Annotated in this window: 24 protein-coding genes; 14 read left to right on the top strand and 10 right to left on the bottom strand. The window is 70.3% G+C overall.

Annotated elements, in window-relative coordinates; all coding sequences use genetic code 11:
- Positions 1–26: 26 nt before the first annotated feature.
- From ssd to G5C66_RS26370, 7 genes are all read left to right on the top strand, one after another.
- Positions 27–1082 (top strand): septum site-determining protein Ssd, encoded by a 1056-nt coding sequence (gene ssd / locus G5C66_RS03310; RefSeq protein WP_165109526.1) that lies wholly within the window; start codon positions 27–29, stop codon positions 1080–1082.
- Positions 1079–2254: a TadA family conjugal transfer-associated ATPase gene (locus G5C66_RS03305; RefSeq protein ID WP_165109525.1), complete on the top strand. Its 1176-nt coding sequence runs from the start codon at positions 1079–1081 to the stop codon at positions 2252–2254. The genes ssd and G5C66_RS03305 overlap by 4 nt, the downstream gene beginning before the upstream one ends.
- Positions 2251–3024: a type II secretion system F family protein gene (locus tag G5C66_RS26710; RefSeq protein ID WP_165109524.1), complete on the top strand. Its 774-nt coding sequence runs from the start codon at positions 2251–2253 to the stop codon at positions 3022–3024. The genes G5C66_RS03305 and G5C66_RS26710 overlap by 4 nt, the downstream gene beginning before the upstream one ends.
- Positions 3021–3737 (top strand): type II secretion system F family protein, encoded by a 717-nt coding sequence (locus G5C66_RS03295; protein WP_165109523.1) that lies wholly within the window; start codon positions 3021–3023, stop codon positions 3735–3737. The genes G5C66_RS26710 and G5C66_RS03295 overlap by 4 nt, the downstream gene beginning before the upstream one ends.
- A 236-nt stretch (positions 3738–3973) precedes the next feature.
- Positions 3974–4150: a DUF4244 domain-containing protein gene (locus G5C66_RS03290; RefSeq protein ID WP_165109522.1), complete on the top strand. Its 177-nt coding sequence runs from the start codon at positions 3974–3976 to the stop codon at positions 4148–4150.
- 3 nt (positions 4151–4153) lie between these two features.
- Positions 4154–4561, top strand: coding sequence for a TadE family type IV pilus minor pilin (locus tag G5C66_RS03285; RefSeq protein WP_165109521.1), 408 nt, complete (start codon positions 4154–4156; stop codon positions 4559–4561).
- Positions 4558–4923: an Rv3654c family TadE-like protein gene (locus tag G5C66_RS26370; protein ID WP_338144051.1), complete on the top strand. Its 366-nt coding sequence runs from the start codon at positions 4558–4560 to the stop codon at positions 4921–4923. Before G5C66_RS03285 ends, G5C66_RS26370 begins: the two co-directional genes overlap by 4 nt.
- Here the strand turns inward: G5C66_RS26370 and G5C66_RS03275 are convergent, their stop codons facing one another.
- Together G5C66_RS03275 and G5C66_RS03270 are read right to left on the bottom strand one after the other, a co-directional pair.
- Positions 4924–5223: a hypothetical protein gene (locus tag G5C66_RS03275; RefSeq protein WP_165109520.1), complete on the bottom strand. Its 300-nt coding sequence runs from the start codon at positions 5221–5223 to the stop codon at positions 4924–4926.
- A gap of 15 nt (positions 5224–5238) precedes the next feature.
- Positions 5239–7551 carry a DEAD/DEAH box helicase gene (locus G5C66_RS03270; protein WP_165109519.1) on the bottom strand — a complete coding sequence of 771 codons (2313 nt, stop codon included), beginning with the start codon at positions 7549–7551 and terminating at the stop codon, positions 5239–5241.
- A 182-nt stretch (positions 7552–7733) separates the two neighbouring features.
- On the opposite strand from G5C66_RS03270, the gene G5C66_RS03265 reads away from it, so the two are divergent.
- Together G5C66_RS03265 and G5C66_RS03260 are read left to right on the top strand one after the other, a co-directional pair.
- Positions 7734–8069, top strand: a complete 336-nt coding sequence (locus G5C66_RS03265; RefSeq protein WP_165109518.1) for an anti-sigma factor antagonist — start codon at positions 7734–7736, stop codon at positions 8067–8069.
- 26 nt (positions 8070–8095) lie between these two features.
- Entirely contained in the window at positions 8096–9574 is a 1479-nt protein-coding gene (locus G5C66_RS03260) for a DUF7059 domain-containing protein (protein ID WP_165109517.1), read from the top strand.
- Here G5C66_RS03260 and G5C66_RS03255 read toward each other — a convergent pair.
- A complete protein-coding gene (locus G5C66_RS03255) occupies positions 9522–10277 on the bottom strand; it encodes a hypothetical protein (RefSeq protein WP_165109516.1) in 756 nt (251 codons plus the stop codon). The genes G5C66_RS03260 and G5C66_RS03255 overlap by 53 nt on opposite strands.
- 327 nt (positions 10278–10604) lie before the next feature.
- Between G5C66_RS03255 and topA the strand changes: the two genes are divergently transcribed.
- Positions 10605–13313 (top strand): type I DNA topoisomerase, encoded by a 2709-nt coding sequence (gene topA / locus G5C66_RS03250; RefSeq protein ID WP_165109515.1) that lies wholly within the window; start codon positions 10605–10607, stop codon positions 13311–13313.
- 104 nt (positions 13314–13417) lie between these two features.
- Here topA and G5C66_RS03245 read toward each other — a convergent pair whose 3' ends face one another.
- The 6 genes from G5C66_RS03245 to G5C66_RS03220 are packed head-to-tail and all read right to left on the bottom strand — an operon-like array spanning position 13418 to position 18060.
- Positions 13418–14443, bottom strand: coding sequence for an ion channel (locus tag G5C66_RS03245; protein WP_165109514.1), 1026 nt, complete (start codon positions 14441–14443; stop codon positions 13418–13420).
- Positions 14443–16014: a polyamine aminopropyltransferase gene (locus G5C66_RS03240; RefSeq protein ID WP_338144050.1), complete on the bottom strand. Its 1572-nt coding sequence runs from the start codon at positions 16012–16014 to the stop codon at positions 14443–14445. Before G5C66_RS03240 ends, G5C66_RS03245 begins: the two co-directional genes overlap by 1 nt.
- Positions 16011–16433: a DUF350 domain-containing protein gene (locus G5C66_RS03235; RefSeq protein WP_165109513.1), complete on the bottom strand. Its 423-nt coding sequence runs from the start codon at positions 16431–16433 to the stop codon at positions 16011–16013. Before G5C66_RS03235 ends, G5C66_RS03240 begins: the two co-directional genes overlap by 4 nt.
- 25 nt (positions 16434–16458) lie before the next feature.
- Entirely contained in the window at positions 16459–16941 is a 483-nt protein-coding gene (locus G5C66_RS03230; protein WP_165109512.1) for a DUF4247 domain-containing protein, read from the bottom strand.
- Positions 16934–17446 (bottom strand): DUF2617 family protein, encoded by a 513-nt coding sequence (locus G5C66_RS03225; RefSeq protein ID WP_165109511.1) that lies wholly within the window; start codon positions 17444–17446, stop codon positions 16934–16936. The genes G5C66_RS03230 and G5C66_RS03225 overlap by 8 nt, the downstream gene beginning before the upstream one ends.
- A complete protein-coding gene (locus tag G5C66_RS03220; protein WP_165109510.1) occupies positions 17443–18060 on the bottom strand; it encodes a DUF4178 domain-containing protein in 618 nt (205 codons plus the stop codon). Before G5C66_RS03220 ends, G5C66_RS03225 begins: the two co-directional genes overlap by 4 nt.
- Positions 18061–18191: 131 nt before the next feature.
- Here G5C66_RS03220 and tmk point away from each other — a divergent pair, with 131 nt between their 5' ends.
- From tmk to G5C66_RS03200, 4 genes are all read left to right on the top strand, one after another.
- Positions 18192–18842 (top strand): dTMP kinase, encoded by a 651-nt coding sequence (gene tmk / locus G5C66_RS03215; RefSeq protein WP_165109509.1) that lies wholly within the window; start codon positions 18192–18194, stop codon positions 18840–18842.
- Positions 18839–19999 (top strand): DNA polymerase III subunit delta', encoded by a 1161-nt coding sequence (locus G5C66_RS03210; protein WP_165109508.1) that lies wholly within the window; start codon positions 18839–18841, stop codon positions 19997–19999. The genes tmk and G5C66_RS03210 overlap by 4 nt, the downstream gene beginning before the upstream one ends.
- Complete coding sequence (locus G5C66_RS03205) at positions 19996–21519, top strand: alpha/beta hydrolase (RefSeq protein ID WP_338144049.1); 1524 nt, start codon at positions 19996–19998, stop codon at positions 21517–21519. The genes G5C66_RS03210 and G5C66_RS03205 overlap by 4 nt, the downstream gene beginning before the upstream one ends.
- A 130-nt stretch (positions 21520–21649) precedes the next feature.
- Complete coding sequence (locus G5C66_RS03200; protein ID WP_165109507.1) at positions 21650–22237, top strand: hypothetical protein; 588 nt, start codon at positions 21650–21652, stop codon at positions 22235–22237.
- A 104-nt stretch (positions 22238–22341) separates the two neighbouring features.
- Here G5C66_RS03200 and G5C66_RS03195 read toward each other — a convergent pair whose 3' ends face one another.
- Positions 22342–23268, bottom strand: coding sequence for a LysR family transcriptional regulator (locus tag G5C66_RS03195; protein ID WP_165109506.1), 927 nt, complete (start codon positions 23266–23268; stop codon positions 22342–22344).
- Positions 23269–23364 lie beyond the last annotated feature (96 nt).

Genomic DNA, 23364 nt, shown 5'->3' with positions numbered 1-23364 from the left:
TCTGTGGCTCGGCGGATCCTGCTGCCATGACCTCGGAACCTCTCGTCATCACGTCGGACTCGTTGCTGGCCGCTGAGGCGGCTCGCCTGGCCGCTGCCTCGGGCGTCACCGTCGAGGAGTGCCCCGATGCCGTCGGCGCCCTGCGCCGATGGCAGCGACCACCCCTGATCCTCGTCGGCGCGGACCTCCTGGCAGAGGTGGCGTCGCTGCGTCCACCCAGAAGAGACGGGGTGTACGTCGTGGGCTGGGGCTCCACCGGCGAGCCGCTGCTCCGCGCGGCGCTGGAGGTGGGCGCGGAGACGCTGCTGGAGCTGCCCTCGGCCGAGACCGTGGTCGCCGGGCTGTTCGCCGATGTCGGTGACGGGGAGGGCGGCGACGGCATGGTCGTCGGCGTGCTGGCCGGGTCGGGTGGTGCCGGCGCGACGACGTACGCCGCGGCCCTGGCCAGCCTGGGAGCCGACCGCGGACCGACGCTGCTGGTCGACGCCGACCGGCTCGGGCCCGGAGCCGGCCGGGTGCTCGGTCTCGACGAGATGCCCGGGGTGACCTGGGGCGATCTCGGTCAGACCGCCGGTCGGCTGGGGGCCCGGGCGCTGCGGGAGGCGGTGCCGCACGTCGGGTCGTTGGGCCTGCTGGGATGGCCGAGCGGCGAGGTCACGCCGCCTCGCCCGGAGGTCGTGCGTGAGGTGCTCGCGGCGGCCCGGCGAGGACACGATCTGGTCGTGGTCGACCTGCCCCGCCAGCCGGATCCGGCGGCGGAGGCGCTGCTGACCGGATGCGACATCGTCCTGGTCGTCGTCCGGGGGAATGTCACTGGGACGGCGTCCGCCGCGCGGCTGATCTCGCGGCTTCCCGAACGTGACCGGGTGCAGGTCGTCGTCCGCGGCCGCGCTGCCGAGCCGGAGGCGGTCGGGCGGGCGCTCGGTCTTCCGGTCATCGCCTCCATGTCGGATCAGCGCGGGCTCTCGGAGGCCATCGACCTGGGCCTCGGGCCGATCCGCTCCAAGCGAGCGCCGCTGGCTCGTGCGGCGGCCGAGGTGCTGACACGCTGCCGGCTCCGGAGCGGGATGGTGGCGGCATGATCGGCGTCGTCGGGGCCGTCGACATCGCGCCTCAGGTCGTCGACCTGGTCCGCGATCACCTGGCGCGTACGCCGGGCGAGCTCACCCCTCACCGGGTCCAGGAGGCGCTCCGCGCCGAAGGGCGGATCGTCGGTGACGCGACCGTCCTCGGCGTCTACGAAATGTTGCGCCGCGACGTGGTCGGCGCCGGACCGCTGGAGCCGCTGCTGCGGCTGCCCGGGGTGACCGACGTCCTCGTCAACGGTCCCGACCAGGTCTTCATCGACCGCGGCTCCGGCCTGGAGCCCGCCCCGGTCGCCTTCCCCGACGACGACGCGGTCCGACGCCTCGCCCAGCGGCTGGCGGCCGGTGCCGGCCGCCGCCTGGACGACGCCTCGCCCTATGTGGATCTGAGGCTGGGCGACGGCAGTCGGTTCCATGCGGTGCTCGCGCCGCTGGCGCGACCCGGCACGGTCATCTCGCTGCGGGTGCCGTCGGCGCGAGCGTTCACGCTCTCCGAGCTGGAATCCTCGGGGATGGTCGTTCCGTTCGTGGCGGATCTGCTGCGGCGGCTGGTGCTGGCGCGTGCCGCCTTCCTCGTCTCCGGAGGCACGGGCACCGGCAAGACCACCCTGCTGGCCTCGCTGCTGTCGCTGGTGCCCGCCGAGGAGCGGCTGGTGCTGGTCGAGGACGCCTCCGAGCTGCGCCCGGACCATCCGCACGTGGTCGGCCTCGAGGCCCGCCCGGCCAACATCGAGGCCGCGGGTGCCGTGGAGCTCCACACGCTGGTCCGTCAGGCCCTCAGGATGCGGCCGGACCGGCTGGTCGTGGGGGAGGTGCGCGGTGCCGAGGTCGTCGACCTCCTCGCCGCGCTGAACACGGGCCACGAAGGCGGCTGCGGCACGCTCCACGCCAACTCCGCCGCCGATGTCCCGGCGCGGGTGGAGGCGTTGGCGCTCGCGGCCGGACTCGGCCGGGAGGCAGCGCACAGCCAGTTCGCCTCCGGGGTCGACGTCGTGGTGCATCTGCGGCGTCGTGACGGCCGCCGGGTGCTCACCGAGATCGCGGTCCCGTCCCGCGGACCCGACGGGCTGGTCCGGATGGAGGCCGCCTGCTCGGTCGCCGCCGACGGCGAGGTGGTCGAGGGACCGGCCTCGGGTCGGCTCGACGCGCTGCTGGGAGCGGACCGGTGAACGGGGCGGCGCTCGGGCTGGTCGCCTGCCTGGCCGGTGCCGCGGCGGCGTTGATGGTCCGCCCGCGGGCCGCCGTCGGATCCCGCGCGCGTGCGTGGCGGTTGCCGAGATGGTCGTTCCTGCTGGTCGTCCTCATCCCCATCGTCTTCCCGGGCAGGGCGGTCGTCGCGGCCGTCCTGCTCGGGATCGCCACCTTCGGCGGTGTCGCCCTGTGGCGGCGGCGCCGCGAACGGATCGAGGCGGGACGTACGGCTGAGCGGGTGGTGGAGGCCTGCGAGCAGATGGCCGCCGAGCTGGCCGCGGGGCATCCACCCGGGCCGGCGCTGTCACAGCTCGCCACGGAGTGGCCGGTGATCGAGCCGGTCGCGGAGGCGCAGCGGATGGGGTCGGACGTCCCCGCGGCCTGGCGGAAGGTCGCCGAGGTCCCCGGAGCAGGTTCGCTCCGCGTGGTCGCCGCGGCCTGGCAGATCGCCCACCAGACCGGGAGCGGTCTCGCCGACGCGCTCGACCGGGTCGCGCTCGACCTGCGGGCGGCGGCTGCCACCCAGCGGGTCGTCGATGGTGAGCTCGGCTCCGCCCGCTCCACCGCCCGGCTGATCGCGGGGCTGCCGGTGGCGGCCCTGGCGATGGGCAGCGGGGTCGGCGGCGACCCGTTGGCGTTCCTCTTCGGGTCGCCGGTGGGCCTGGGGTGTCTCGGGCTCGGACTGCTGCTCGGCTGGCTCGGGCTGTGGTGGATCGAAGGCATCGCGCGCGGGGTCGAGGCGCGATGAGCATCTGGCTCGCAGCGGTTGCGCTCGGACTGGCAGCCGCGCTCCTCCCGGCACCGGTCACACCTCTTCCCGGCACTGTCCTGGCCGTCGAGAATCGGGCCGGCCCGGACGGCTGGATGATGCGGTGGCGGCTGGTGCTCGCGCTCCTCGCCGCTGTCGCCGTCTACGTGTTCGTCGGGGGTGCTGTGGGTGCCGTGCTCGCAGCCCCGACAGGTGCTGTCTGCTGGCTGGTCATCGGACGGGTCGAGCCGACCGAGGTCCGGCGCGAACGTGAGGCGGCGAAGGCGGAGCTCCCTGCTCTGGTACGCCTCCTCTCCGTCGCACTCTCCTCCGGTGCCGCGCCTGCCGAGGCCCTGGTGGCGGTGGCAGCGGCGCTCCCCGGGCCGGCGGCCGCGCGACTCCTGCCGGCGGCGTCCCGGCTCCACCTGGGAGCCGACCCGGAGAAGACCTGGCGCACACTGGTGGACGATCCCGCGCTGGCACCGCTGGGCCGGGCCCTGGCCCGGGCCCAGGCGACCGGCGCCCCGGTCGCCACCACCGTCGAGCGGCTCGCCGACGACCTGACCAGGAACGCCCGGGCCGAGGTCGAGGACCGTGCTCGCGCGGTGGGCGTCAAGGCCGCCGTACCGCTCGGCATCTGCCTCCTGCCCGCCTTCCTGCTTCTGGGCGTCGTCCCGGTCGTCGGCGGACTTCTCGCCAACCTCGGTATCTGACCGCCGAGACGTCACCCACGTCGGTCGAGATGGCAGCGGACTGCCATCTCGACCGACGAAGGTGACCTTTCGGCGGTTCTGTTTTCCCTGATCAACGGGCCGATTTCCATCCACAAGGCGGGTTCGGGACCGGGTTGTCCACAGACCGCGACATGGCGGTCGCGAATGTCGGTGGAGCGGGCCATCGTCGTCCCTGAACGGCCGTACGGACGGCCATCGACCAGAGAGGACCAACCATGGCCAAGGCACATCTTCGGAAGAACGAGAAGGGGATCACCACGGCTGAATACGCCGTCGGCACGGCAGCGGGGGCCGGGCTCGCCGGACTGCTCTACAAGCTGCTCACCGGCGGCTTCGGCAACGACCTGCTCAACCGGCTGTTCCAGCACGTCCTCGGCCTGCTGGGGATCTGAGCCGTGGTCCGTGGGCAGCGGGGCGGGAAGGACGAGCGTGGCGCCGCCACCGCAGAGCTGGTGATGGTGATCCCGCTGCTGGTGGCGGTGACCATCGGGCTGGTGTGGTTGCTGTCGGTAGGTGCCGCACAGATCCAGGTGGTCGACGCCGCCCGGGAGACCGCGCGGGCGGTGGCTCGCGGCGACGACAGCGGCTCCGCCGCTGCCCGCGGACGTCGGGTCGGGCCTGCGGGCACCCGGGTGACTGTCAGCGCGGGTGCCGAGGAGGTCGTCGCCTCGGCGCAGGCCCGGGTCACCGGGCCCGGCGGGATCTTCCGCTGGATGCCGGGCGTGACCGTTCGTGGCGAGGCCGTCGCCGCGACCGAGGCGACCCTTCGACAGGCTCAGGACACCGCGCAGGGGGAGCAGTGATCGCGATCCGGCGCGGTCAGGGCGAACGCGGGTCGGCGGCGCCGTTCGCCGTCGGTGCGATCGGGCTGCTGCTCTTCCTCGGTGCGGCGCTGGGTGTGGTGGGCGCGATCTTCGTGGCTCACCGCACCGCCCAGTCCGCGGCCGATCTGGCGGCGTTGGCCGGGGCCGATGCGCTTCAGGTCTCCGAGGACGCGTGCGCCGCGGCAGCGGCCATCGCCGGTCGCAACGGAGCCACGTTGGAGTCGTGCGAGATCGCGGGCGAGGACGTCACCGTCACGGTTCGGGTCGAGGGACCGCACTGGCTCGGCCAGCCGGGTGATCCGGTCGCCGAGGCGAGGGCAGGCCCGACCGGGTCGCCCTGACTAGTTGTCGTCGTCCTTCGAGTCCGGCGTGACGTCCTGCAGCGACTTGGCCAGCTTTCGCATCTGGCGCTTCTCCTTCATGGCCTTCGCCTGGAGCTTGCCGCCCCACTTGGTGAGCGAGAGGCCGAAGAGGAGAAGCACGCCCGCGATGAGGCCGATCACGAAGATCGTGGTCGAGCCGACGGGGAGACCGAGAAGGGTTGCGGTCGGATCGTCGAGATCACCGTTACCGGTGGTGAAGAGACCCAGAACGATGAGGACTGCGGCGACGACGATCAGCACAAGGCCCAAGATCAACATTTACCCAGAGTAGGCCTATTCATCGAGAAGCAAACGCAACAACACGATCGCGCCTTGCTTGTCGAGCGGGTTGTTCTGGTTGCCGCACTTGGGCGACTGCACGCACGACGGGCAGCCGTCATCGCACTCGCAGGCCTCGATGGTCTCCAAGGTGGCACCCAGCCACTCCCGGGCGGCACGGAAACCGCGCTCGGCGAACCCGGCCCCGCCCGGATGACCGTCGTAGACGAAGACGGTGAGCATGCCGGTGTCCGGGTGGGAGGCGGTGCTGACGCCACCGATGTCCCATCGGTCACAGGTGGCGATCAGCGGGAGCAGCCCGATCGAGCAGTGCTCGGCAGCATGCGCGGCGCCCGGGATGTCCGCCTTCTCCAAGCCGGCGGCCTCGAGAGCCGATGCGGGGACGGTCCACCAGACGGCAGAGGTGCGCAGCGTACGTTCGGGCAGGTCGAGGAGCTCCTCGCCCAGCACCTCGCCGCTCGGCTGTCGTCGGCGCAGGAAGGAGACGACCTGGTGGGTGACGTCGACGTCGCCGTAGGCGAGCCGGCACTCTCCCCAGGCGACCTGCTCCCGCTCGGCGACGATCGAGATCTCGGTGATCTCCCGGGCAGAGGTGGAGTAGCCGGGGTCGTCGCGGGAGATGACGGCGACGTTCTCGTCCAGGTCGAGCTCGTGCACCAGATAGGTCTCACCACGGTGGACGTAGACGGCGCCGGCATGTGCGCTCGCGTGCGAGCTCGCTGCGTCGACCGTGCCGACGACCCGGCCCGTCTCGGCCTCGATCAGCTGCACCTGGGACCCGCCCGAGGAGCGGATGTCGGCGAGATCGGCCGCGCGTCGGCGGTCGGTCCAGTACCAGCCGCGAGGCCGTTTGCGCAGCAGGCCTGAGGCGACCAGGTTGTCCAGGATCTCCCGGGCGTCCGGCCCGAAGAGCGGCAGGTCCGGCTCCGTCAGCGGAAGCTCCTGGGCCGCAGCGCAGAGGTGAGGGCCGACGACGTACGGGTTCCCGGGGTCGAAGACGGTGGCCTCGACCGGTTGGCCGAGCAGCGCCTCCGGATGGGTGACGAGATAGGTGTCCAGCGGGTCGTCGCGGGCGACCAGGATGCCGAGCGCGTCGCCGGCTCCCCGGCCGGCGCGTCCGATCTGCTGCCAGAACGCAGAGCGTCGGCCGGGATAGCCGGCCAGCACCACCGCGTCCAGGCCGCTGATGTCGATGCCGAGCTCGAGGGCGTTCGTCGCCGCGAGCCCCAGCAGCTCGCCCGACCGCAGTGACGCCTCGATCGCCCGCCGCTCCTCGGGCAGATAGCCGCCGCGATAGGACGTGACCCGTCCCGGCAGCGAGGGGTCGACCTCGGCCAGCTCGGTCGCTGCGGTCATGGCGACCTGCTCGGCGCCGACCCGGGAGCGTACGAAGGCCAACGTGCGTACGTCCGAGGAGACCAGGTCTGCGAGGAGGTCAGCGGTCTCGGCGGAGGCGGCGCGGCGTACGGGAGCGCCGTTCTCGCCGGCGTGGCTCGTCAGCGGCGGCTGCCACAGCGCGATCGAGAGCTCGCCGCGCGGCGAGGCGTCGGCCGTCACCGGCAGTACCGGGAGGCCGATGAGCCGCTCGCCGGCGGTCGCCGGCTCGGCGACCGTCGCCGATGCCAGGATGAACGTCGGCGACGAGCCGTAGAGGGCGCAGATCCGGCGCAGCCGGCGGAGCACGTGCGAGACGTGCGCGCCGAAGACGCCGCGGTAGTGGTGGCACTCGTCGATGACGACGTAGCGCAGCGACCGGAAGTAGGCCGTCCAGCGCTGATGGCCGGGAAGCAGCGACCGGTGCAGCATGTCGGGGTTGGTCAGGATGTACTCGCCGTAGTCGCGCGCCCAGTCCCGCTGCTCGCGGGTGCTGTCGCCGTCGTGCGTCACCGCGCGGACGTCGACGCCGAGCTCGCGCAGCCCGGTCAGCTGGTCCTGGGCGAGCGCCTTGGTGGGGGCGAGGTAGAGGACGCTCGCGCCTCGCTCACCACGTGGACCCCGTCCGTCTCGGATCGCGGTCAGCGCGGGCAGCTGGTATGCCAGCGACTTGCCGGAGGCGGTGCCGGTCGAGACGATCACGTGGCTGCCGTCGTGGGCAGCCTCGGCGGCGACCGCCTGGTGCTGCCACGGACGCTTGATCCCGCGAGCGACGAATGCCTCGACCACATCCGGCGACGCCCACGTCGGCCAGTCGGTGAAGACAGCCTCCCGCGGTGGAACCTGCTCGAGGTGAGCGAGCCGGTCTTCGCGGCCCGGGACGTCAGCGAGTCGGCGGATGAGATCACCGGTCGCTGTCGTCAACACGTTCATATTCTCCCAGAATCCTGATGGGCATCACGCTTGTGGCCCCGCATCGTGAGCATGACGTTGCGAGTTTCTTGCGCGCATCCTGGTGAGGCGTGGTTACATTACGATCGACTCCGGGTATCGGACGCGAGGATGCTCGATACCGGAGTCAGTTGTCTCACGTTCCTTGGCAGGAGAACTTCGAAGTGGATCTGACGCTTGCGACTCGCGAGCTCGACTCGGCCACCGTCGTGGCCGTGGGCGGCGAGATCGACGTCTATACCGCGCCGAAGCTGAGGGACAAGATCACCGAGCTGGTCGCCCGGGGTCACTACGACATCGTCGTCGACCTCGAAGCCGTGGAGTTCCTCGACTCGACCGGCCTCGGCGTCCTGGTGGGTGGCCTGAAGAAGGTCCGTCAGCACGACGGCATGCTCCGCCTCGTCTGCACGCAGGAGCGGCTGCTCAAGATCTTCCGGATCACCGGCCTCGCCAAGGTCTTCGACATCCACGCCAGCGCCGAGGGCGCGGCAGCGGGCTGAGCCAGTCAGGCCATTAGGCTCCAGGTGTGAGTGACCTCCCGCACCGGCTCCGTGACGCCCTCCAGCAGGCCGACTTCTCCTACGACTCCGTCGCCGAGCAGCTCGGCCCGATCGCCCATGGCGCGCTGAGCCGCAACGAGACGTTGCCGGGCAGGCGGCGTACCCACGGCGGCTCGCCGCTGGAGACCCTCATCCGGCTCTTCCTGCTGCAGACGACCGTCCCTTTGGACCACGCCGAAGCGGCTCTGCCTGGTCTCGTCGACCGGCTCGCCGTCGAGGGCATCCTGGAGCAGTCGGTCGGTGAGGTAGCGGCCCGCCTCGACGTACGTCCGTACGCCACCGATGACACCACCCTCTGGGTCGTCTCCGACCTCACGCCGGGGCTCGACGGCGGCCCGCAGCGCGTCGGCCCGGAGCACGTGCTCGGGATCAGCCCGGCCTCGACCTCCCTCGCGCAGCTGACCATCCGTGACCAGGTCGGCACCGCCCTCGACCTCGGCACCGGCTGTGGTGTCCAGGCGCTCCACCTCGCCACCCACAGCGACCGGGTGGTCGCGACCGACGTCAACCAGCGAGCCCTGTGGATCACCACGTTCAACGCAGCGCTCAACGACGTCGCCGACCGGATCGACGTCCGCAACGGGTCCTTCTTCGAGCCCGTCGCCGGCGAGCGCTTCGACCTGATCGCCACCAACCCGCCGTTCGTGATCAGTCCGGCGACCGGTGAGCGTCTCGTCTACCGTGACTCCGGTCTTCCTGGAGACCGTGTGGTCGAGGACATCGTCAGGGCCGCTCCGGGCATGCTGACCGAGAACGGCTGGTGTCAGATCCTGGGCAACTGGATCATCTCCGAGGACCAGCCGTGGGACGACCGTCTCGAGGGATGGCTCGGCGACGACGTCGACGCGTTCGTGGTCCAGCGTGAGGTGCTCGACCCGGCGGCGTACGTCGAGCTCTGGCTCAAGGACTCCGGCCACCACGGCGCCGAGGACTACCTGACCCGCTACGACACCTGGCTGTCGTGGTTCGAGCAGCAGAAGATCGAGGGCGTCGGGTTCGGCTGGATCAACCTGCACCGCACCGACACCGCCAACCCGAAGCGCGAGCTCCTCGAGTGGCCCTACGACGTCGAGCAGCCGATCGCACCGGCACTCAAGGCCTGGGGCGAGGCCGCCGGCATCGAGGTCGCCGAGGACTCCACGCTGGTGCTCGCCGAGGACGTCCAGCAGGAGACCCTCGGCCAGCCCGGCGCCGAGGACCCCAGCACCGTCATCCTCCGCCAGCAGCGTGGCCTGCGCCGCGCCCGCCAGGCGGACACGGTCGAGGCGGCCTTCGCGGGGGCCTGCGACGGCGACCTGACCGTCGGCCAGATCCTCGACGCGCTCGCGCAGATCCTCGACCGCGACCCCGCGGTCGTGCGCAGCAACTATCTGCCGATCGCCCAGGAGCTGGTCAGCGAGGGGTTCCTCCGTCCCGTGCCTGGCACGCCTGGTCCCGCAGCCTGATCAGGCGTCTGCGCACGCTGGAGATGAGCAGGTCGGGATAGCCGAGCGGCTCGAGGTCAGGAAGGTCGCGCATCCCCCAGGGCCGCTGCGTCTGCCACGGCCAGAAGCCACGGAGCGCGGCCGCCAGCTGCTTGCCGTAGGCCGTCGGCATCTTGGTCAGGCCGAGCCGCGCCTTGAGCGCGGTCGCGGTGACCAGGCCGCCCGGTCCGGCGAGCCCGTTGGCGCCCAGCACGGTCCACACGATGCCTGCCGCCACCTGGGCCGGCCGTGTGGGCGGGTCGACGACCAGCGGGTCGATCTCCCACAGCCGCAGCAGCGCTCGCCGCAGCGCGAAGCCCAGCTCCGCGACCGGGAAGTCGGCCGCGACCTCGTCGAGCAGCGCCGCCACCGCCTCCAGCTGCGTACGTCCCGCCTCGTCCTCCACGACCGGGAGGTCCAGCCCGTCCTCGGCCAGCGGAGCGGCGTCCAGGGCGGTGACCGCCTCGTGGCCGCCGCACAGCGCGGCCAGCCAGTCGAGCGCGGCCTCGTGGTCGGGTCGCGGGGGCGTCGCCGGCTCGGCCCACCGGGGCCGGGTCAGCTCGGCCTCCAGCCGCTCCAGGATCACGTTGGTCCGGGTGAGCAGCTGGGCGCACTCGGAGCACACCAGATGCTCCGGGGGCGGGGTCAGGCCGTCGATGTAGTCGATGTATTCAGGGTCGATCATCAGCAGAGACCTTTCGGTTCGGAATGGTCTCGCCGTCCTCGGAAGACACCTTAGGGGCGACCACCGACAGGATCGGCCGGGTCGCTTCCAGCCGGCTCAGCAGCGTTCCGGCGGTGCCCACGATGAGACACGGATTTCACGCTCCCGCTCCAGAGCGTGCTAGGTATTGTCTTCACGGCGCCCAAGGCAACACGCCATGTTGTCCGAGAGCTCAGCGCCGTATGAACCGCGGTGACTGGACCCATGCCGGCTGGAGACACGCGCTAACGTGTCTCGCCAGAGCTTGTCAGTGGTGCCAGGCTCTGCTGCAGTGAGATAAGGACGTCAGTGGCACACAAGTTGGTGATCGTCGAGTCCCCGGCGAAGGCTCAGAAGATCGGCGGATACCTCGGACAGGGGTATGTCGTCGAGGCTTCCGTCGGGCACATCCGCGACCTTCCGCAGAGCGCGGCAGACACCCCCGCCAAGATCAAGGACAAGCCGTGGGGGCGCTTCGGCGTCGATGTCGACAACGGCTTCACCCCTTACTACGTCGTGCCCAGCGACAAGAAGAAGCAGATCTCCAAGCTCAAGTCGCTCCTCAAGGACGCCGACGAGCTCTACCTCGCCACCGATGAGGACCGCGAGGGCGAGGCGATCGCCTGGCACCTCCTCGACGAGCTGAAGCCGAAGAAGGACATCCCGGTCAAGCGGATGGTCTTCCACGAGATCACCAAGCCCGCGATCCTGGCCGCCGCCGAGAACCCCCGCGAGCTCGACATGGACCTCGTCGAGGCCCAGGAGTCCCGCCGGATCCTCGACCGTCTCTACGGCTACGAGATCTCCCCGGTGCTCTGGAAGAAGGTCATGCCGCGCCTGAGCGCCGGGCGCGTGCAGTCGGTCGCGACCAGGCTCGTCGTCGACCGTGAGCGCGAGCGGATCGCCTTCCGAACCGCCTCCTACTGGGACCTCGCCGGCACCTTCGACGCCGGCTCCGACCACGACCCGCGGATGTTCCCGGCGAAGATCACCTCGATCGACGGCAGCCGTGTCGCCCGCGGCACCGACTTCGGCCCGGACGGGCTCATCAAGAGCGACAAGGTCGTCCACCTCGACCGCGGCCGGGCCGAGGGCCTGGTCGCCGGTCTCGAGGGCCAGACCTACGAGGTCCGCAGCGTCGAGTCGAAGCCCTACAAGCGCAGCCCCTACGCCCCCTTCCGCACCACCACGATGCAGCAGGAGGCCAGCCGCAAGCTCGGGATGAGCGCGTCGACCACGATGTCGGTCGCGCAGCGTCTCTACGAGAACGGCTACATCACCTACATGCGAACCGACTCCACCACCCTGAGCAGCGACGCCATCAGTGCCGCCCGCGCTCAGGTCCGGGAGCTCTACGGTGCCGAATACCTGCCCGACTCCCCGAGGACGTACGCCTCCAAGGTCAAGAACGCGCAGGAGGCCCACGAGGCGATCCGGCCCGCCGGTGACTCCTTCCGCACCCCCGCGCAGACCGGGCTGACCGGTGACCAGTTCCGGCTCTACGAGCTGATCTGGATGCGCACCGTCGCCTCCCAGATGAAGGATGCCGTCGGCCGCTCCGTCGCCATCCGTCTCGGCGCCCAGGCGACCACCGGCGAGGACGTGGTCTTCTCCGCGACCGGCCGCGTGATCACGTTCCACGGCTTCCTGAAGGCGTACGTCGAGGGCACCGACTCCGCCGACCAGACCTCCGACGACCAGCAGACCCGGCTTCCGGACCTGGCCGAGGGCGACACGGTCACCGCGGCCAGCCTCACCGCCGACGGCCACGAGACGAAGCCGCCGGCCCGCTACACCGAGGCGACACTCGTCCGCGAGCTCGAGGAGCGCGAGATCGGCCGCCCGTCGACCTACGCGAGCATCATCCAGACGATCATCAACCGCGGGTACGTCTTCAAGAAGGGCACCGCCCTGGTGCCCGCCTGGGTCGCGTTCTCGGTGGTCAGGCTGCTGGAGGAGCACTTCCCGCGGCAGATCGACTACCGGTTCACGGCGAGCATGGAGGAGATCCTCGACGAGATCGCCAAGGGCGCCAAGGACATGACCACCGAGCTCGGGGAGTTCTACTTCGGCTCCGACCGGGTCAAGGGCCTCAAGCCGCTGGTCGACGGTCTCGGCGACATCGATGCCCGCGAGCTGGCGACCTTCCCGGTCGGCGGCCCGGACTCCGGGGTCAACCTCCGGGTCGGTCGCTACGGCCCCTACATCGAGGGCCCCGGCGACGACGGCACCCCGTTCGCGGTCCGCGCCAACGTCCCCGACGACCTGCCTCCCGACGAGCTCACCCTGGAGAAGGCCAAGGAGCTCTTCGCCAACCCGGCCGGCGAGGAGCTCAACCTCGGCGTCCACCCGGACACCGGGCTGCCGGTCGTCGCCAAGAGCGGCCGGTTCGGTCCGTACGTCACCGAGCAGCTGCCCGAGGACGCCAAGAAGGGCGCGAAGCCCCGCACCGCCAGCCTCTTCAAGTCCATGAGTCTGCAGACCATCACGCTCGAGGATGCGGTCAAGCTGCTCACCCTGCCCCGCGTCGTCGGCACGGCCGCCGACGGCGAGGAGATCACGGCCCAGAACGGTCGCTACGGTCCCTACCTCAAGAAGGGCACCGACTCCCGCACGCTGAGCTCCGAGGACCAGCTGCTCACGATCACCCTCGAAGAGGCCGAGCAGATCTACTCCCAGCCGAAGCAGCGCGGCCGCGCCGCCGCGAAGCCGCCGCTCAAGGAACTGGGTCCCGACCCGGTCTCCGGGCAGCCGATGATCGTCAAGGACGGCCGCTTCGGTCCCTACGTCACCGACGGCGAATACAACGCCACCCTCCGGGCCGCCGACGACCTGGAGACCCTGACCGCCGAGCGTGCCGCCGAACTGCTCGCCGAGAAGCGAGCCAAGGGCCCGGCGAAGAAGACGACCAAGCGGACGACGAAGAAGACCGCGAAGAAGTCCACCGCCAAGAAGTCGACGACGAAGAAGTCGACCGCCAAGAAGACGACCAAGAAGGCTGCGACGAAGAAGTCGTGATCAGGAGAACGCCTGACTTCTCCGGTGTTTCCTGCACTTCTCGGGTGTTGCGTTGCCTGAGAAGTGCAGGGATACCCGGTTGACCGGGTATCCCGACGGACCCGTCAGCCGAGCGACCCAGCCACCTCGTCATAGTCCAGCCGGTCGTCCGCGATGTAGAAGAGCCGGGCGCCGGGGGCGACGGCGAGGTCCCACGACGGGCTGACCTGGATGCCGTCGTCGGTCCGGACCGCCAGCAGCGTGGCGCCGTGGCCACGGCCGAGCGCACCCTGCCAGACCTCGACGGTCGCCGTCGCGGCCGAAGCAGGCACCGTGAGGGAGTAGGTGCCCTTGCCGCCGGCGGTGGCGAGCTCCTGGTAGACCTCAGCGATCCCGGGGTCGCTGAGCTCCTCAGCGATCAGCTGGGTGTTGTGCCACTGGACGCAGTGGACGGTGGTGTCGATGCGGAAGATGGTGCGCTGCACCCGCAGGTCCCGCAGCGCGACGATGGTGTGCACCGCCGGCGCCGCGGTGTTGGCCGCGACCGTCAGCGTGACCGCCTCGTTGTCGTCGCGCGCGTCGATCAGCACGCTGTGGGCACCCGACAGCCCGGCCCGGGCGAGCACCGAGAGGTCGGTGATGTCGCCGCGTACGAAATGCAGGCGGTCCTCGCCGGCCATCGGGTGCTCGGAGAGCTGGTCCTCCCAGGTCGCGAGCACGACCTCCCGCTCGGGCTCGGAGAGCAGCTCGACCAGGAGCCGCTCGGTGCGCCCGGCGGTGTAGCCGAGCAGCACGATGTGGTTCGTTCCGCTGTAGGTGATCTCTCCACGCATGCGGCGTCCTTTGGCGTTCTCGATGATTGCCGAGATCCGGCTGAACAAGATGGCGAGGGTGGTGATGGAGCCGAAGACGACGTACGCACCCACGAACCGGCCGCCGGTGGTCTCGGGGAAGAAGTCGCCGTAGCCGACGGTGGTCGCGGTGACCAGGAACCACCACCAGTAGTTGGCGGGGTGCACGATGTCGCTGCCGGGCTGGGCCAGCGCCATCGCGATCCAGCCGGTGACGAAGACGAAGCAGATGATCGCGAGCGGGAGCACCCAGGCGTAGTGCCGCGAGGTGCGTCGGACCAGTCGGAGAAGGAAGAACATCAGTAGCCCACCCAGCCCTTCCGGGCGTAGTCCAGGATCGCCGGATCCAGCAGCGTGGTGACCGACGTGGGTCGCTCGGCACGGTCCGGCGGGAACGACGAGGCCGCCGCGAGCACGGTGTCGCTGGCGTAGCGCAGCCCGCCCGGCGCCTCGTCGTCGAGCGCGAGCTCGGGGGCCGACCCCTCGCGGGAAGCGAGGACGTAGCCCCAGTTGCCGAAGGACGGCACATCGGCCTGATAGGGCGTCGTGGCATAGCCCGCCTCGTCGAGCGTGTGCCGTACCGACCAGAACGCGTCGGGTGCGAAGAAGGGGCTGCCGGACTGGACGACCAGACGCCCGGACGGGGCGAGCAACCGCGCGATCATGCTGTAGTTCTCGACCGAGTAGAGCTTGGCCAGCGCGGTCGAGTCCGGGTCGGGGAAGTCGGCGACGACCACGTCGAACGGCGCGCCCGAGTAGTCGCGGACCCAGGAGAAGGCGTCGTCGGCGACGTACGTCAGCCGGGGGTCCTCGAGGGATCCCTCCGTCTGCTTCCTCAACGGCTCGTAGGAGCGCGCCAGCGACACCACCGCCGGGTCGAGGTCGACCAGGGTCACCGACGACACCGACCGGTAGCGCAGCACCTCCCGCGCAGCGAGCCCGTCGCCGCCGCCGAGGATCAGCACCCGCTGGTGCGGTCCGTTCATCGCCGGGTGGACGAGCATCTCGTGATAGCGATACTCGTCCAGGGACGAGAACTGCAGGTCGCCGTCGAGAAAGAGGCGTACGTCGTCGAACTCGGGCCCGAACGGAGCGCCGCGGGTCACCACGATCTCCTGGTAGTCCGAGCGCTCGGCGTGGATGATCGGGTCGCGGTAGAGCGCCTGCCGGGCGTTGAGCTCGAAGGCGTCGGCCGTCACCGCGGTCGCGCCGAGCGCGACGGCCAGAGCGCCGCAGATCGCCGTGACCAGCCCACGGTGGCGTCGCGACCCGGCCAGCGCGACCCCGACCGTCCAGGCGGCGAGCACGTTCAGCGCGGCGGTGGCCACGGTGCCCACGAGCAACCCGAGCGTCGGCAGCAGCACGAACGGGAACGCCAGGCCGCCGATGAGCGCGCCCACGTAGTCGACCGCGTTGATGTCGGCGACCGCGAGCGAGGCCTGCTGGCGCCGCAGCCGCTGGAGCAGCTCCATCAGCAGCGGGATCTCGGCACCCACGAGGGCGCCGATCAGGAACGTCACCAGCAGCATCATCGGGGTGTAGAGATGCAGCCACGCGAACGAGGCGTACAGCGCCGGCACCGAGGCGCCGCCGACCGCGGCGAGCGCGATCTCCACGCCGACGAACGAGCGCAGCGGCCGTGCGGTGAGCGGCTTGGCGAGCACGGCGCCGATGCCCATCGCGAACATCGACACCGCGATCACCAGCGAGGTCTGCGCGATCGAGTTGCCGAGCAGATAGCTCCCCAGCGTCACCAGCGCGAGCTCGTAGACCAGCCCGCACGCCGCGCAGACGAACACCGCCGCGAGGACGAGCAGCCGGGCCGCTCGCCCCGCGGGCAACGCGGGCAACGAAGGGAGCGACAGACTCACGTGATCGAGGCCGCCACGATCACGCCGACGGACAGCTGGACCGCGACCGCGACCCAGATCGCCGGGTCGTCCTTCTGGTCGGTCATCAGCTCACCGAGCCGGCCCGGGGTGAGCAGGTCGAGGATCACGAACGCGATCGCGAGCAGGGCGATCCCGATGAGCCCGTACGCAGCGGTGGCCAGCAGGCCGACGAGCGTGTCCTCCTCCGCGGTGTAGATGGAGGTGGCCACGATCGTGGCGATCGCCAGGACCGAGGAGCCGAGCAGCAGGGCGGGGTCGCGGCGGTGCTCGACGAAGATCAGCTGCCCCAGCTTGCCGGGCGTGAGCAGGTCGATCACGTAGAAGCCGATCACCAGCAGGACCAGCCCGAGGGCGGCGAAGGCGACGGTGGACAGCAGTCCGCTCACAAGGTCAGTCATCGATTCATCTCCAGGTCTGAGGTGGTCACTTGCCGAATCCGCTGCCGCCGCCGCGGAAGGAATCACCGCTGCTGCCGCCGCTGCTGTTGCGGCCGTAGTAGCTGTTCCAGCCCCACAGCCCGATCACGGTGCTGTGGTGCCGGTAGCCGCGGTCGTACTCGTAGAGGGTGATCGTCGAACCCGAGGGCGTACGCGGCTCCACGACGACCAGCCAGTCGTCGTCGTAGCGGAGGTAGTGGTTGGAGCCCTCGGCCCGGTTCTCGTCGGCGTCGGTGCCGCGGGCGATCTTGGTGGCGACCGAGGAGACGGTGCCGTCGTCCTCGAAGACGATCCCGGCGTCGCTGTCGGGGTCGGAGCCGCTCACGTGGTCGAAGTTCTTGCGCAGGTACTTCTCGGGGCTGTTCCCGCCGCCCGCCACGACGATGGCGATGATGATGGCGATCACGACGCACACCGCGACGATCGCCCATCCGATCAGCTTGCGGTTCGGGCCGTTCGGTTCAGACACTTGCGACCTCCTCGGGCCGGTAGCTGGTGACGGTGGCGACGATCTCGCCGGTCTGGGGGTAGGTGTGCCAGGTGCTCCAGGAGATCTGCTGCTCGCCGAGCTCGTCGAGAGCCAGCGCGGTCACCGCGTGCGGGTCGCCCGGGAAGTGAGCGACGACGGCATCCGTACGTCCCTCCAACCGCTCCACGAGCTCGGACGCCCGCTCGGCGAGGTCCTCGGGATCCAGCGTGGCGACGTGCGAACCGAGGCTGTAGCCGTCCGCGGCGTGCGCCGCGGGAAGGGACGTGGCCTCGGCGATCCCGCAGGCGACGGTCTCGTGCAGGAGCGGGCGGTCGTGGCGGCGTACGACGACCTGGTGGCTGGCACCCAGGACGCTCAGCGTCACCGTCAGCCCGCTCCCGAGGCTCACCGAACGAGAGGCCAGGGGAGTGCAGGCGATCGGTGCGAGCGTCCAGCGCAGCGTGTCTCCGCGTACGTCCGCGAACGGGACGTCGAGAAGCGTCACTCGTCGTCCAGGGTCGCGGGCCGGTCGGAGGACGGGTAGACGGTCAGCTCGAACGGCTGCAGCACCTCACCGAGGGAGGGCTCCCAGTTGTTGCCCCACTTCTCGAAGCCGAGCAGCTTGCCGTCGACCGACTTGTAGTCGGCGTACTCCGCCGTGCCCGACGGCGCCGTGCCGGTCGCGCCGGTCGCGGTGAAGGCGGCCGAGCCCTTCTCCTGGAGCCGGTAGGCGACGCCGCCGACGATGATGTCGCGGTCACCGACGGTGCCCTGCTCGATGTCGCCGAGCGGGATCGAGTGCCACAGCGAGACCTCGAAGCTCTCGTCGTCCTCGATCGAGAGCCACTTCTTGCCCTCCGCGTCGTCGAGCATGTGCTCGGTCCAGCGGTAGCCGTGCTCGTCGAAGTCGATCCGCCCGCGGACGAACCAGTTGTGGCCCAGGTATTCGATGACGTCGCCGTTGCGCACCTGGCGCAGCTGGTCGGAGGCGTGCTTGTGCTGGTCGCCGATGAAGTCGTCGGGTTCCTTCGGAGCCGCCGGCTGCTGCCTGCTCCTCCAGAGCAGATAGGCCGCGACCGCGAGCGCGGCCAGCAGCAGGACGATCAGGACGTAGATCACCGGAGACTCCTTGGGTCAGCGTGAGGACGACCCGAACCTTAACCTGGGGATGAGACGTTCGGCAGCCTCAAACGCCACACCTGCGGGCGGCGTACGTCTGGGTTGTCGGTCCCACCCCGTAGGTTTGGGTCGTGAGGTTTCCGGGTGTCTATGCAGAGCACGGCGTCTTCGTCTGTTTCGAGGGTGGCGAGGGCTCGGGCAAGTCGACCCAGTCGCGGCTGCTCCACGAGGCGCTGACCGCCCGCGGCCACCGGGTCCTGCTGACCTTCGAGCCGGGCGACACGGCCGTCGGAAAGGACGTACGCCGCATCGTGCTGTCCCCGGAGACCGGTGACCTCGACGACCGGACCGAGGCGCTCCTGTTCGCCGCCGACAAGGCCGAGCACATCGAGTCGATGGTCCGCCCGGCGCTGGAGCGGGGCGAGGTGGTGATCACCGATCGCTACGTCGACTCGATGCTCGCCTACCAGGGCGCCGGCCGGGTGCTGGACGCGGCGCAGCTGGAGGAGGTGGCGCGGTGGGCGACCGCCGACCTGCGGCCCCATCTGACCGTGCTGCTCGACCTGGATCCGACGGCCGGGTTCACCCGGTTCGAGGAGCGCGACCGGATGGAGCAGGAGTCGGTCGAGTTCCACCAGCGGGTGCGCGCGGCGTTCGTCGCGCTCGCGGAGCGCAACCCCGACCACTACCTGGTGCTCGATGCGCGCGCTCCGGTCGAGGAGATCCACGCGGCGGTGCTGGCGCGGCTCGAGCCGCTGCTCTCCCAGGCGGTGAACGCATGAACGTCGCCACCACCTCCGTCTGGGACAACCTCGTCGGCCAGCGCCACATCGTCTCCACGCTGCAGACCGCTGCGGCCGGTCACGGCATGACCCAGTCGTGGCTCTTCACCGGCCCGCCGGGCTCGGGACGGTCCAACGCCGCGATCGCCTTCGCCGCCGCGCTGCAGTGCCCCGACGGCGGCTGCGGCCAGTGCCACGAGTGCCACACCGTGCTCACCGGCAGCCACGCCGACGTCAATCTCGTACGCACCGAGAAGCTCACTCTCGGCGTCGACGAGATCCGCGACCTGGTGCGCCAGTCCGCCCTGACCCCGGCCGGAAGCCGCTGGCAGATCCTGATCATCGAGGACGCCGACCGGCTCACCGAGCAGGCCAACAACGCCCTGCTCAAGGCGGTCGAGGAGCCCGGCGCCCGCACGGTGTGGATGCTGTGCGCCCCGACGGTCGAGGACGTCCTGCCGACGATCCGGTCGCGGTGCCGGCTGGTCACCCTGACCACCCCGACCGCTCCGGACGTCACCACCTTCCTGCAGCGCACGCTGGGCGTCGACGAAGCCCGCGCGGCCTACGCGGCGCGCGCCAGCCAGGGCCACATCGGCCGGGCCAAGGCGCTTGCCCGCGACGACGACACCCGACGCCGCCGCGAGCAGGTGGTGGCCTACCCGGCCAAGCTGCGGAGCCTGGCCGACGCGCTCCGGGCGGCCGGCGAGCTGGCCGCGGTCTCGAAGGAGGAGGCCGACGCGGTCACCGCGGATCTCGACGCGAAGGAGAAGGCCGACCTCGATGCGGGCTATGGCGTGGTCGACCGGGGCCGCCGGCCGCGTGAGTACGGTCCCGCGCTGGCCGCGCTCGAGAAGGACCAGAAGCGCCGGGCCACCCGCCGCCACCGCGACGTGATCGACCGCGGGCTGATGGACCTGGTCTCCGTCTACCGCGACGCGATCACCCTCGCCGCCGGTGCACCGGTGACGCTGGTCAACGAGGAGCACCGGCGCGAGATCGAGCAGGTCGTCGCGTCCTCGACCCCCGAGCTCAACCTGCAGCGCATCGGGGCGATCTTCGAGGCTCGCGAGCAGCTCTTGGAGTTCAACGTGCAGCCCCAGTTGGTGCTGGAAGCCATGATGGTGGCGCTGTTGCCGCCCGGAGGAGATCAGTGAAACCCACAGCAGTGACCGGCGCCGTCGTCCTGACCGCCCTGGCCGTGTTCACCGCCGGCTGCGGTGCCGGCGGAGGCACCCCCGACGCCGACCGGGTGAGCCCGAGCGCGGAGGCCACCGCGGCCCCGACCGAGGGGTTGCAGACCTTCTACAGCCAGAAGCTGGACTGGAAACGCTGCAACGGCGCTTTCGAGTGCGCGACCCTCGAGGTCCCGCTCGACTACTCCGACCCGACCGGACGCACCATCGACGTCGCGGTCATCAAGGACCCGGCCAACGAGAAGAAGATCGGCTCGCTGGCGATCAACCCGGGCGGCCCCGGCGGCTCCGGCATCGACTACGCGCTCTACAACAACCAGTCCTTCAGCCCCGCGGTCCGCGACTCCTACGACATCATCGGATTCGACCCCCGCGGCGTCGGGCAGAGCACCCCGGTCGACTGCCTCGACGACAAGGCGCTCGACGCCTACGTCGCGGTCGACCCCGACCCCGACACCCCCGCGGAGGAGAAGGCCTACATCGACACCGGCGTCCAGATGGCCAACGGCTGCGCGGCCCAGAAGGACGGCATCTCCGCCCACGTCAGCACCGTCGAGGCGGCGCGGGACATGGACGTACTCCGGGCGGCACTGGGTGAGGACCAGCTCGACTACTTCGGCGCCTCCTACGGCACCCAGCTCGGCTCGACCTACGCCGAGCTCTACCCCGACCGGGTCGGCCGGTTCGTGCTCGACGGTGCGATCGCTCCCGGGCTGAGCGTCGTCGACGCCAACCTCGCCCAGGCGAAGGGCTTCGAGGTCGCGCTCCGCTCCTACGTCGAGAACTGCGTCGACGAGGGCAGCTGCTTCCTCGGCGACTCCGTCGACGAGGGCGTCGAGCGCGTCCAGAAGCTGATGGCCGTCGTCGACGCCGAGCCGCTGCCGGCAGATGATCGCGAGCTGACCGCGGGCAACGCTCTCTACGGCCTGATCACGCCCCTCTACGTCGAGTCCTACTGGCCCTACCTCACCGAGGCCCTGCAGGCGGCGATGAAGGGCAACGGTGCCCCACTGATGAACCTTTCGGACAACTACTCGGGCCGTGACCCCGAGGGTGACCGCTACATCAACAACACCATGGAGGCCAACTGGGCGGTCAACTGCCTCGACGACTCCACCGGCCTCAGCCCGGAGGACGTACGCAAGCAGCTGCCCGCGTTCGAGAAGGCCGCTCCCACCTTCGGTGCCGCCCTGGCCTGGATGCTCAACGGCTGCGCCGCGGAGAAGTTCAAGGCCACCGAGCCCGAGCCGGAGATCGACGCCGAGGGCTCCAACCCGATCGTCGTCATCGGCACCACCCGCGACCCGGCCACCCCCTACGAGTGGGCGGAGGACCTCGCCGAGGCCCTCGACGCCGGCGTACTCGTCTCCCGTGACGGCGACGGCCACACCGGCTACATGCAGGGCAACGGCTGCGTCGACGACGCCGTCGACGACTACCTGGTCAACGGCAAGGTGCCCGACGACGGCCTGGAGTGCTGACGCTGCTCGATCAGCGGATTTACCCGATGTGGGGTGGGTTCTCGTCATGACGCCCCCGGCGGATCCCTCTGGCTCGGAGGATCACTTCTCGAAACTCAACTTCGAGAAGAAGGGTCACTCGCACGTGATCATGAACCAGCGAATCCGTTCGACGACGAAGGCCTTCGCTGCCACCGCCATCGCCGCCCTGGTGATCGCGGTCGCCCCCGTCATCGGCCAGCCCGCCCACGCCACCACGGCCCCGACGACCGTGTCGGCCAAGGTCGTCACCAAGGTCGTCAAGGTCTCCGCCAACAAGTACGGGACTCGTTCCTACCGCCCGGTCGGCAAGCTGACCGCAGGTGGCAACCCGATCAAGGGCAAGCGCATCCACCTGCAGAAGCGCGCCAGCGGCCGCTGGATGAGCGTGACCTCCTGCGTGACGAACCGGTACGGCAAGTGCGCCGTCATCGTGACGCCGAAGGTCAGCCGCTACTACCGCTGGAAGTTCGCCGGCGACGCCAACCGCCGGGCCGACGTGTCCGCTTCGTTCTACCTGAAGAAGCGCGTCTCGGGTCTGGACTACACCTACGCCAACGGCGAGAAGGTCTACAACGCCACCTCGACCAACGACCTCGACTGCGGTGAGATCCCGGGCTACAAGAAGCCCGTCCGGGTCAACAACAGCTCCGACCCGTGGCGCCTCGACGCCGACGACGACGGCTTCGGCTGCGACTGATCCCGCCGAATCCTCACCTTTGGCGGCCGAATAGGTAGTTGTGGGTGACGAAACTGTGGTTTCGTCGCCCGCAACTGCATTCTCGGCCGCAAGAAACGACCGATTCAGCGGCGGTGGACCGGGTCCGCGATGGTCTGGATCCGCTTGGTGGCCAGCTCGATCATCAGCGTGGCGGCGGGGGAGAGGGTGGCGTCGGTGCGGTGGACGACGGCGAAGGTGTCGTGCGTCCGAGGCCGCAGCGACACCCAGCCGGCCTTGGGTGCCAGCCGGGGGAGCAGCTGCTCGGCTGCTCCCTTCGGGATGACCCCATCGGCGTAGCCCATCCCCACCAGCTCGACCGCGGTCTCGATGTCCTCGACCTCGATCCGGCTGGGCGGATTGCGACCGGTCTCGTGGAGCAGGTTGCGGATGGTGACCCGGGTGGGGTCCTCGGCGCTCCAGGTGGTGTCGGACATGACCAGTGTGGCCAGCGAGAGCCGGTGCGGGGTGACCGGCGTGGCCAGGTGGGCGGGGTCGGCCGAGATGTAGACGAGCTCGTCCCGAGCGACCGGGGTGACCTTCAGACCCTCGCCCGAGACGCTGCCGACGGAGAGCATCGCCGCCTCGAGCCGTCCGCGCCGCAGGTCGTCCTGCACCTCGGCGGAGTTCTGGCCGACGAGCTCGACGCGTACCCCGGGATAGCGGTCGAGCACGTCGGCGACCAGGCCGGCCCCGCCGTAGAGCCGCGCGATCCCGAACATCCCGAACCGGATCGTCCCGGTCTCGAACTGCTTCACCGCCTGCACGGCCTTGCGCGCCTCCTCGGCGGCCGCGACCGTACGCTCCGCGTGCGGCCTCAGCTCGTCAGCCACCGCGGTCGGCACCACCCCGCGCCCCACGCGCCGGAAGAGCTGGACGCCGAGCGTACGCTCCAGGCCTCTGACCTGCTCCGAGATCGACGGCTGCGCATAGCCGAGCTCCTCGGCCGCCGCGGTCAGCGAGCCGTGCTCGTAGACCGCGAGGAACACGCGGAGCTGGTGCAGCGACAACATAGAGACATCCTATGTCTTTCCAAGGAAAGATCGTCTACCTCTATGAGTCGCCGACAGTCATCATTGAATCACCACCACTGTGTCCATAGTCGGTGG

Origin of the sequence: Nocardioides turkmenicus, assembly GCF_011045035.1 — a bacterium.
Lineage (GTDB): Bacteria > Actinomycetota > Actinomycetes > Propionibacteriales > Nocardioidaceae > Nocardioides > Nocardioides turkmenicus.
The sequence above is the reverse complement of the archived record's forward strand: the minus strand, read 5'-3'. Positions and strand labels throughout refer to the sequence as shown.

Excerpts from the sequence above, each read along its gene's own strand:
- ssd (WP_165109526.1), top strand. The coding sequence starts at position 27 with ATGACCTCGGAACCTCTCGTCATCACGTCGGACTCGTTGCTGGCCGCT.
- G5C66_RS03305 (WP_165109525.1), top strand. The coding sequence starts at position 1,079 with ATGATCGGCGTCGTCGGGGCCGTCGACATCGCGCCTCAGGTCGTCGAC.
- G5C66_RS03295 (WP_165109523.1), top strand. The coding sequence starts at position 3,021 with ATGAGCATCTGGCTCGCAGCGGTTGCGCTCGGACTGGCAGCCGCGCTC.
- G5C66_RS03290 (WP_165109522.1), top strand. The coding sequence starts at position 3,974 with ATGGCCAAGGCACATCTTCGGAAGAACGAGAAGGGGATCACCACGGCT.
- G5C66_RS03275 (WP_165109520.1), bottom strand. The coding sequence starts at position 5,223 with ATGTTGATCTTGGGCCTTGTGCTGATCGTCGTCGCCGCAGTCCTCATC.
- G5C66_RS03270 (WP_165109519.1), bottom strand. The coding sequence starts at position 7,551 with ATGAACGTGTTGACGACAGCGACCGGTGATCTCATCCGCCGACTCGCT.
- G5C66_RS03255 (WP_165109516.1), bottom strand. The coding sequence starts at position 10,277 with ATGATCGACCCTGAATACATCGACTACATCGACGGCCTGACCCCGCCC.
- G5C66_RS03245 (WP_165109514.1), bottom strand. The coding sequence starts at position 14,443 with ATGTTCTTCCTTCTCCGACTGGTCCGACGCACCTCGCGGCACTACGCC.
- G5C66_RS03235 (WP_165109513.1), bottom strand. The coding sequence starts at position 16,433 with ATGACTGACCTTGTGAGCGGACTGCTGTCCACCGTCGCCTTCGCCGCC.
- G5C66_RS03210 (WP_165109508.1), top strand. The coding sequence starts at position 18,839 with ATGAACGTCGCCACCACCTCCGTCTGGGACAACCTCGTCGGCCAGCGC.
- G5C66_RS03200 (WP_165109507.1), top strand. The coding sequence starts at position 21,650 with ATGAACCAGCGAATCCGTTCGACGACGAAGGCCTTCGCTGCCACCGCC.
- G5C66_RS03195 (WP_165109506.1), bottom strand. The coding sequence starts at position 23,268 with ATGTTGTCGCTGCACCAGCTCCGCGTGTTCCTCGCGGTCTACGAGCAC.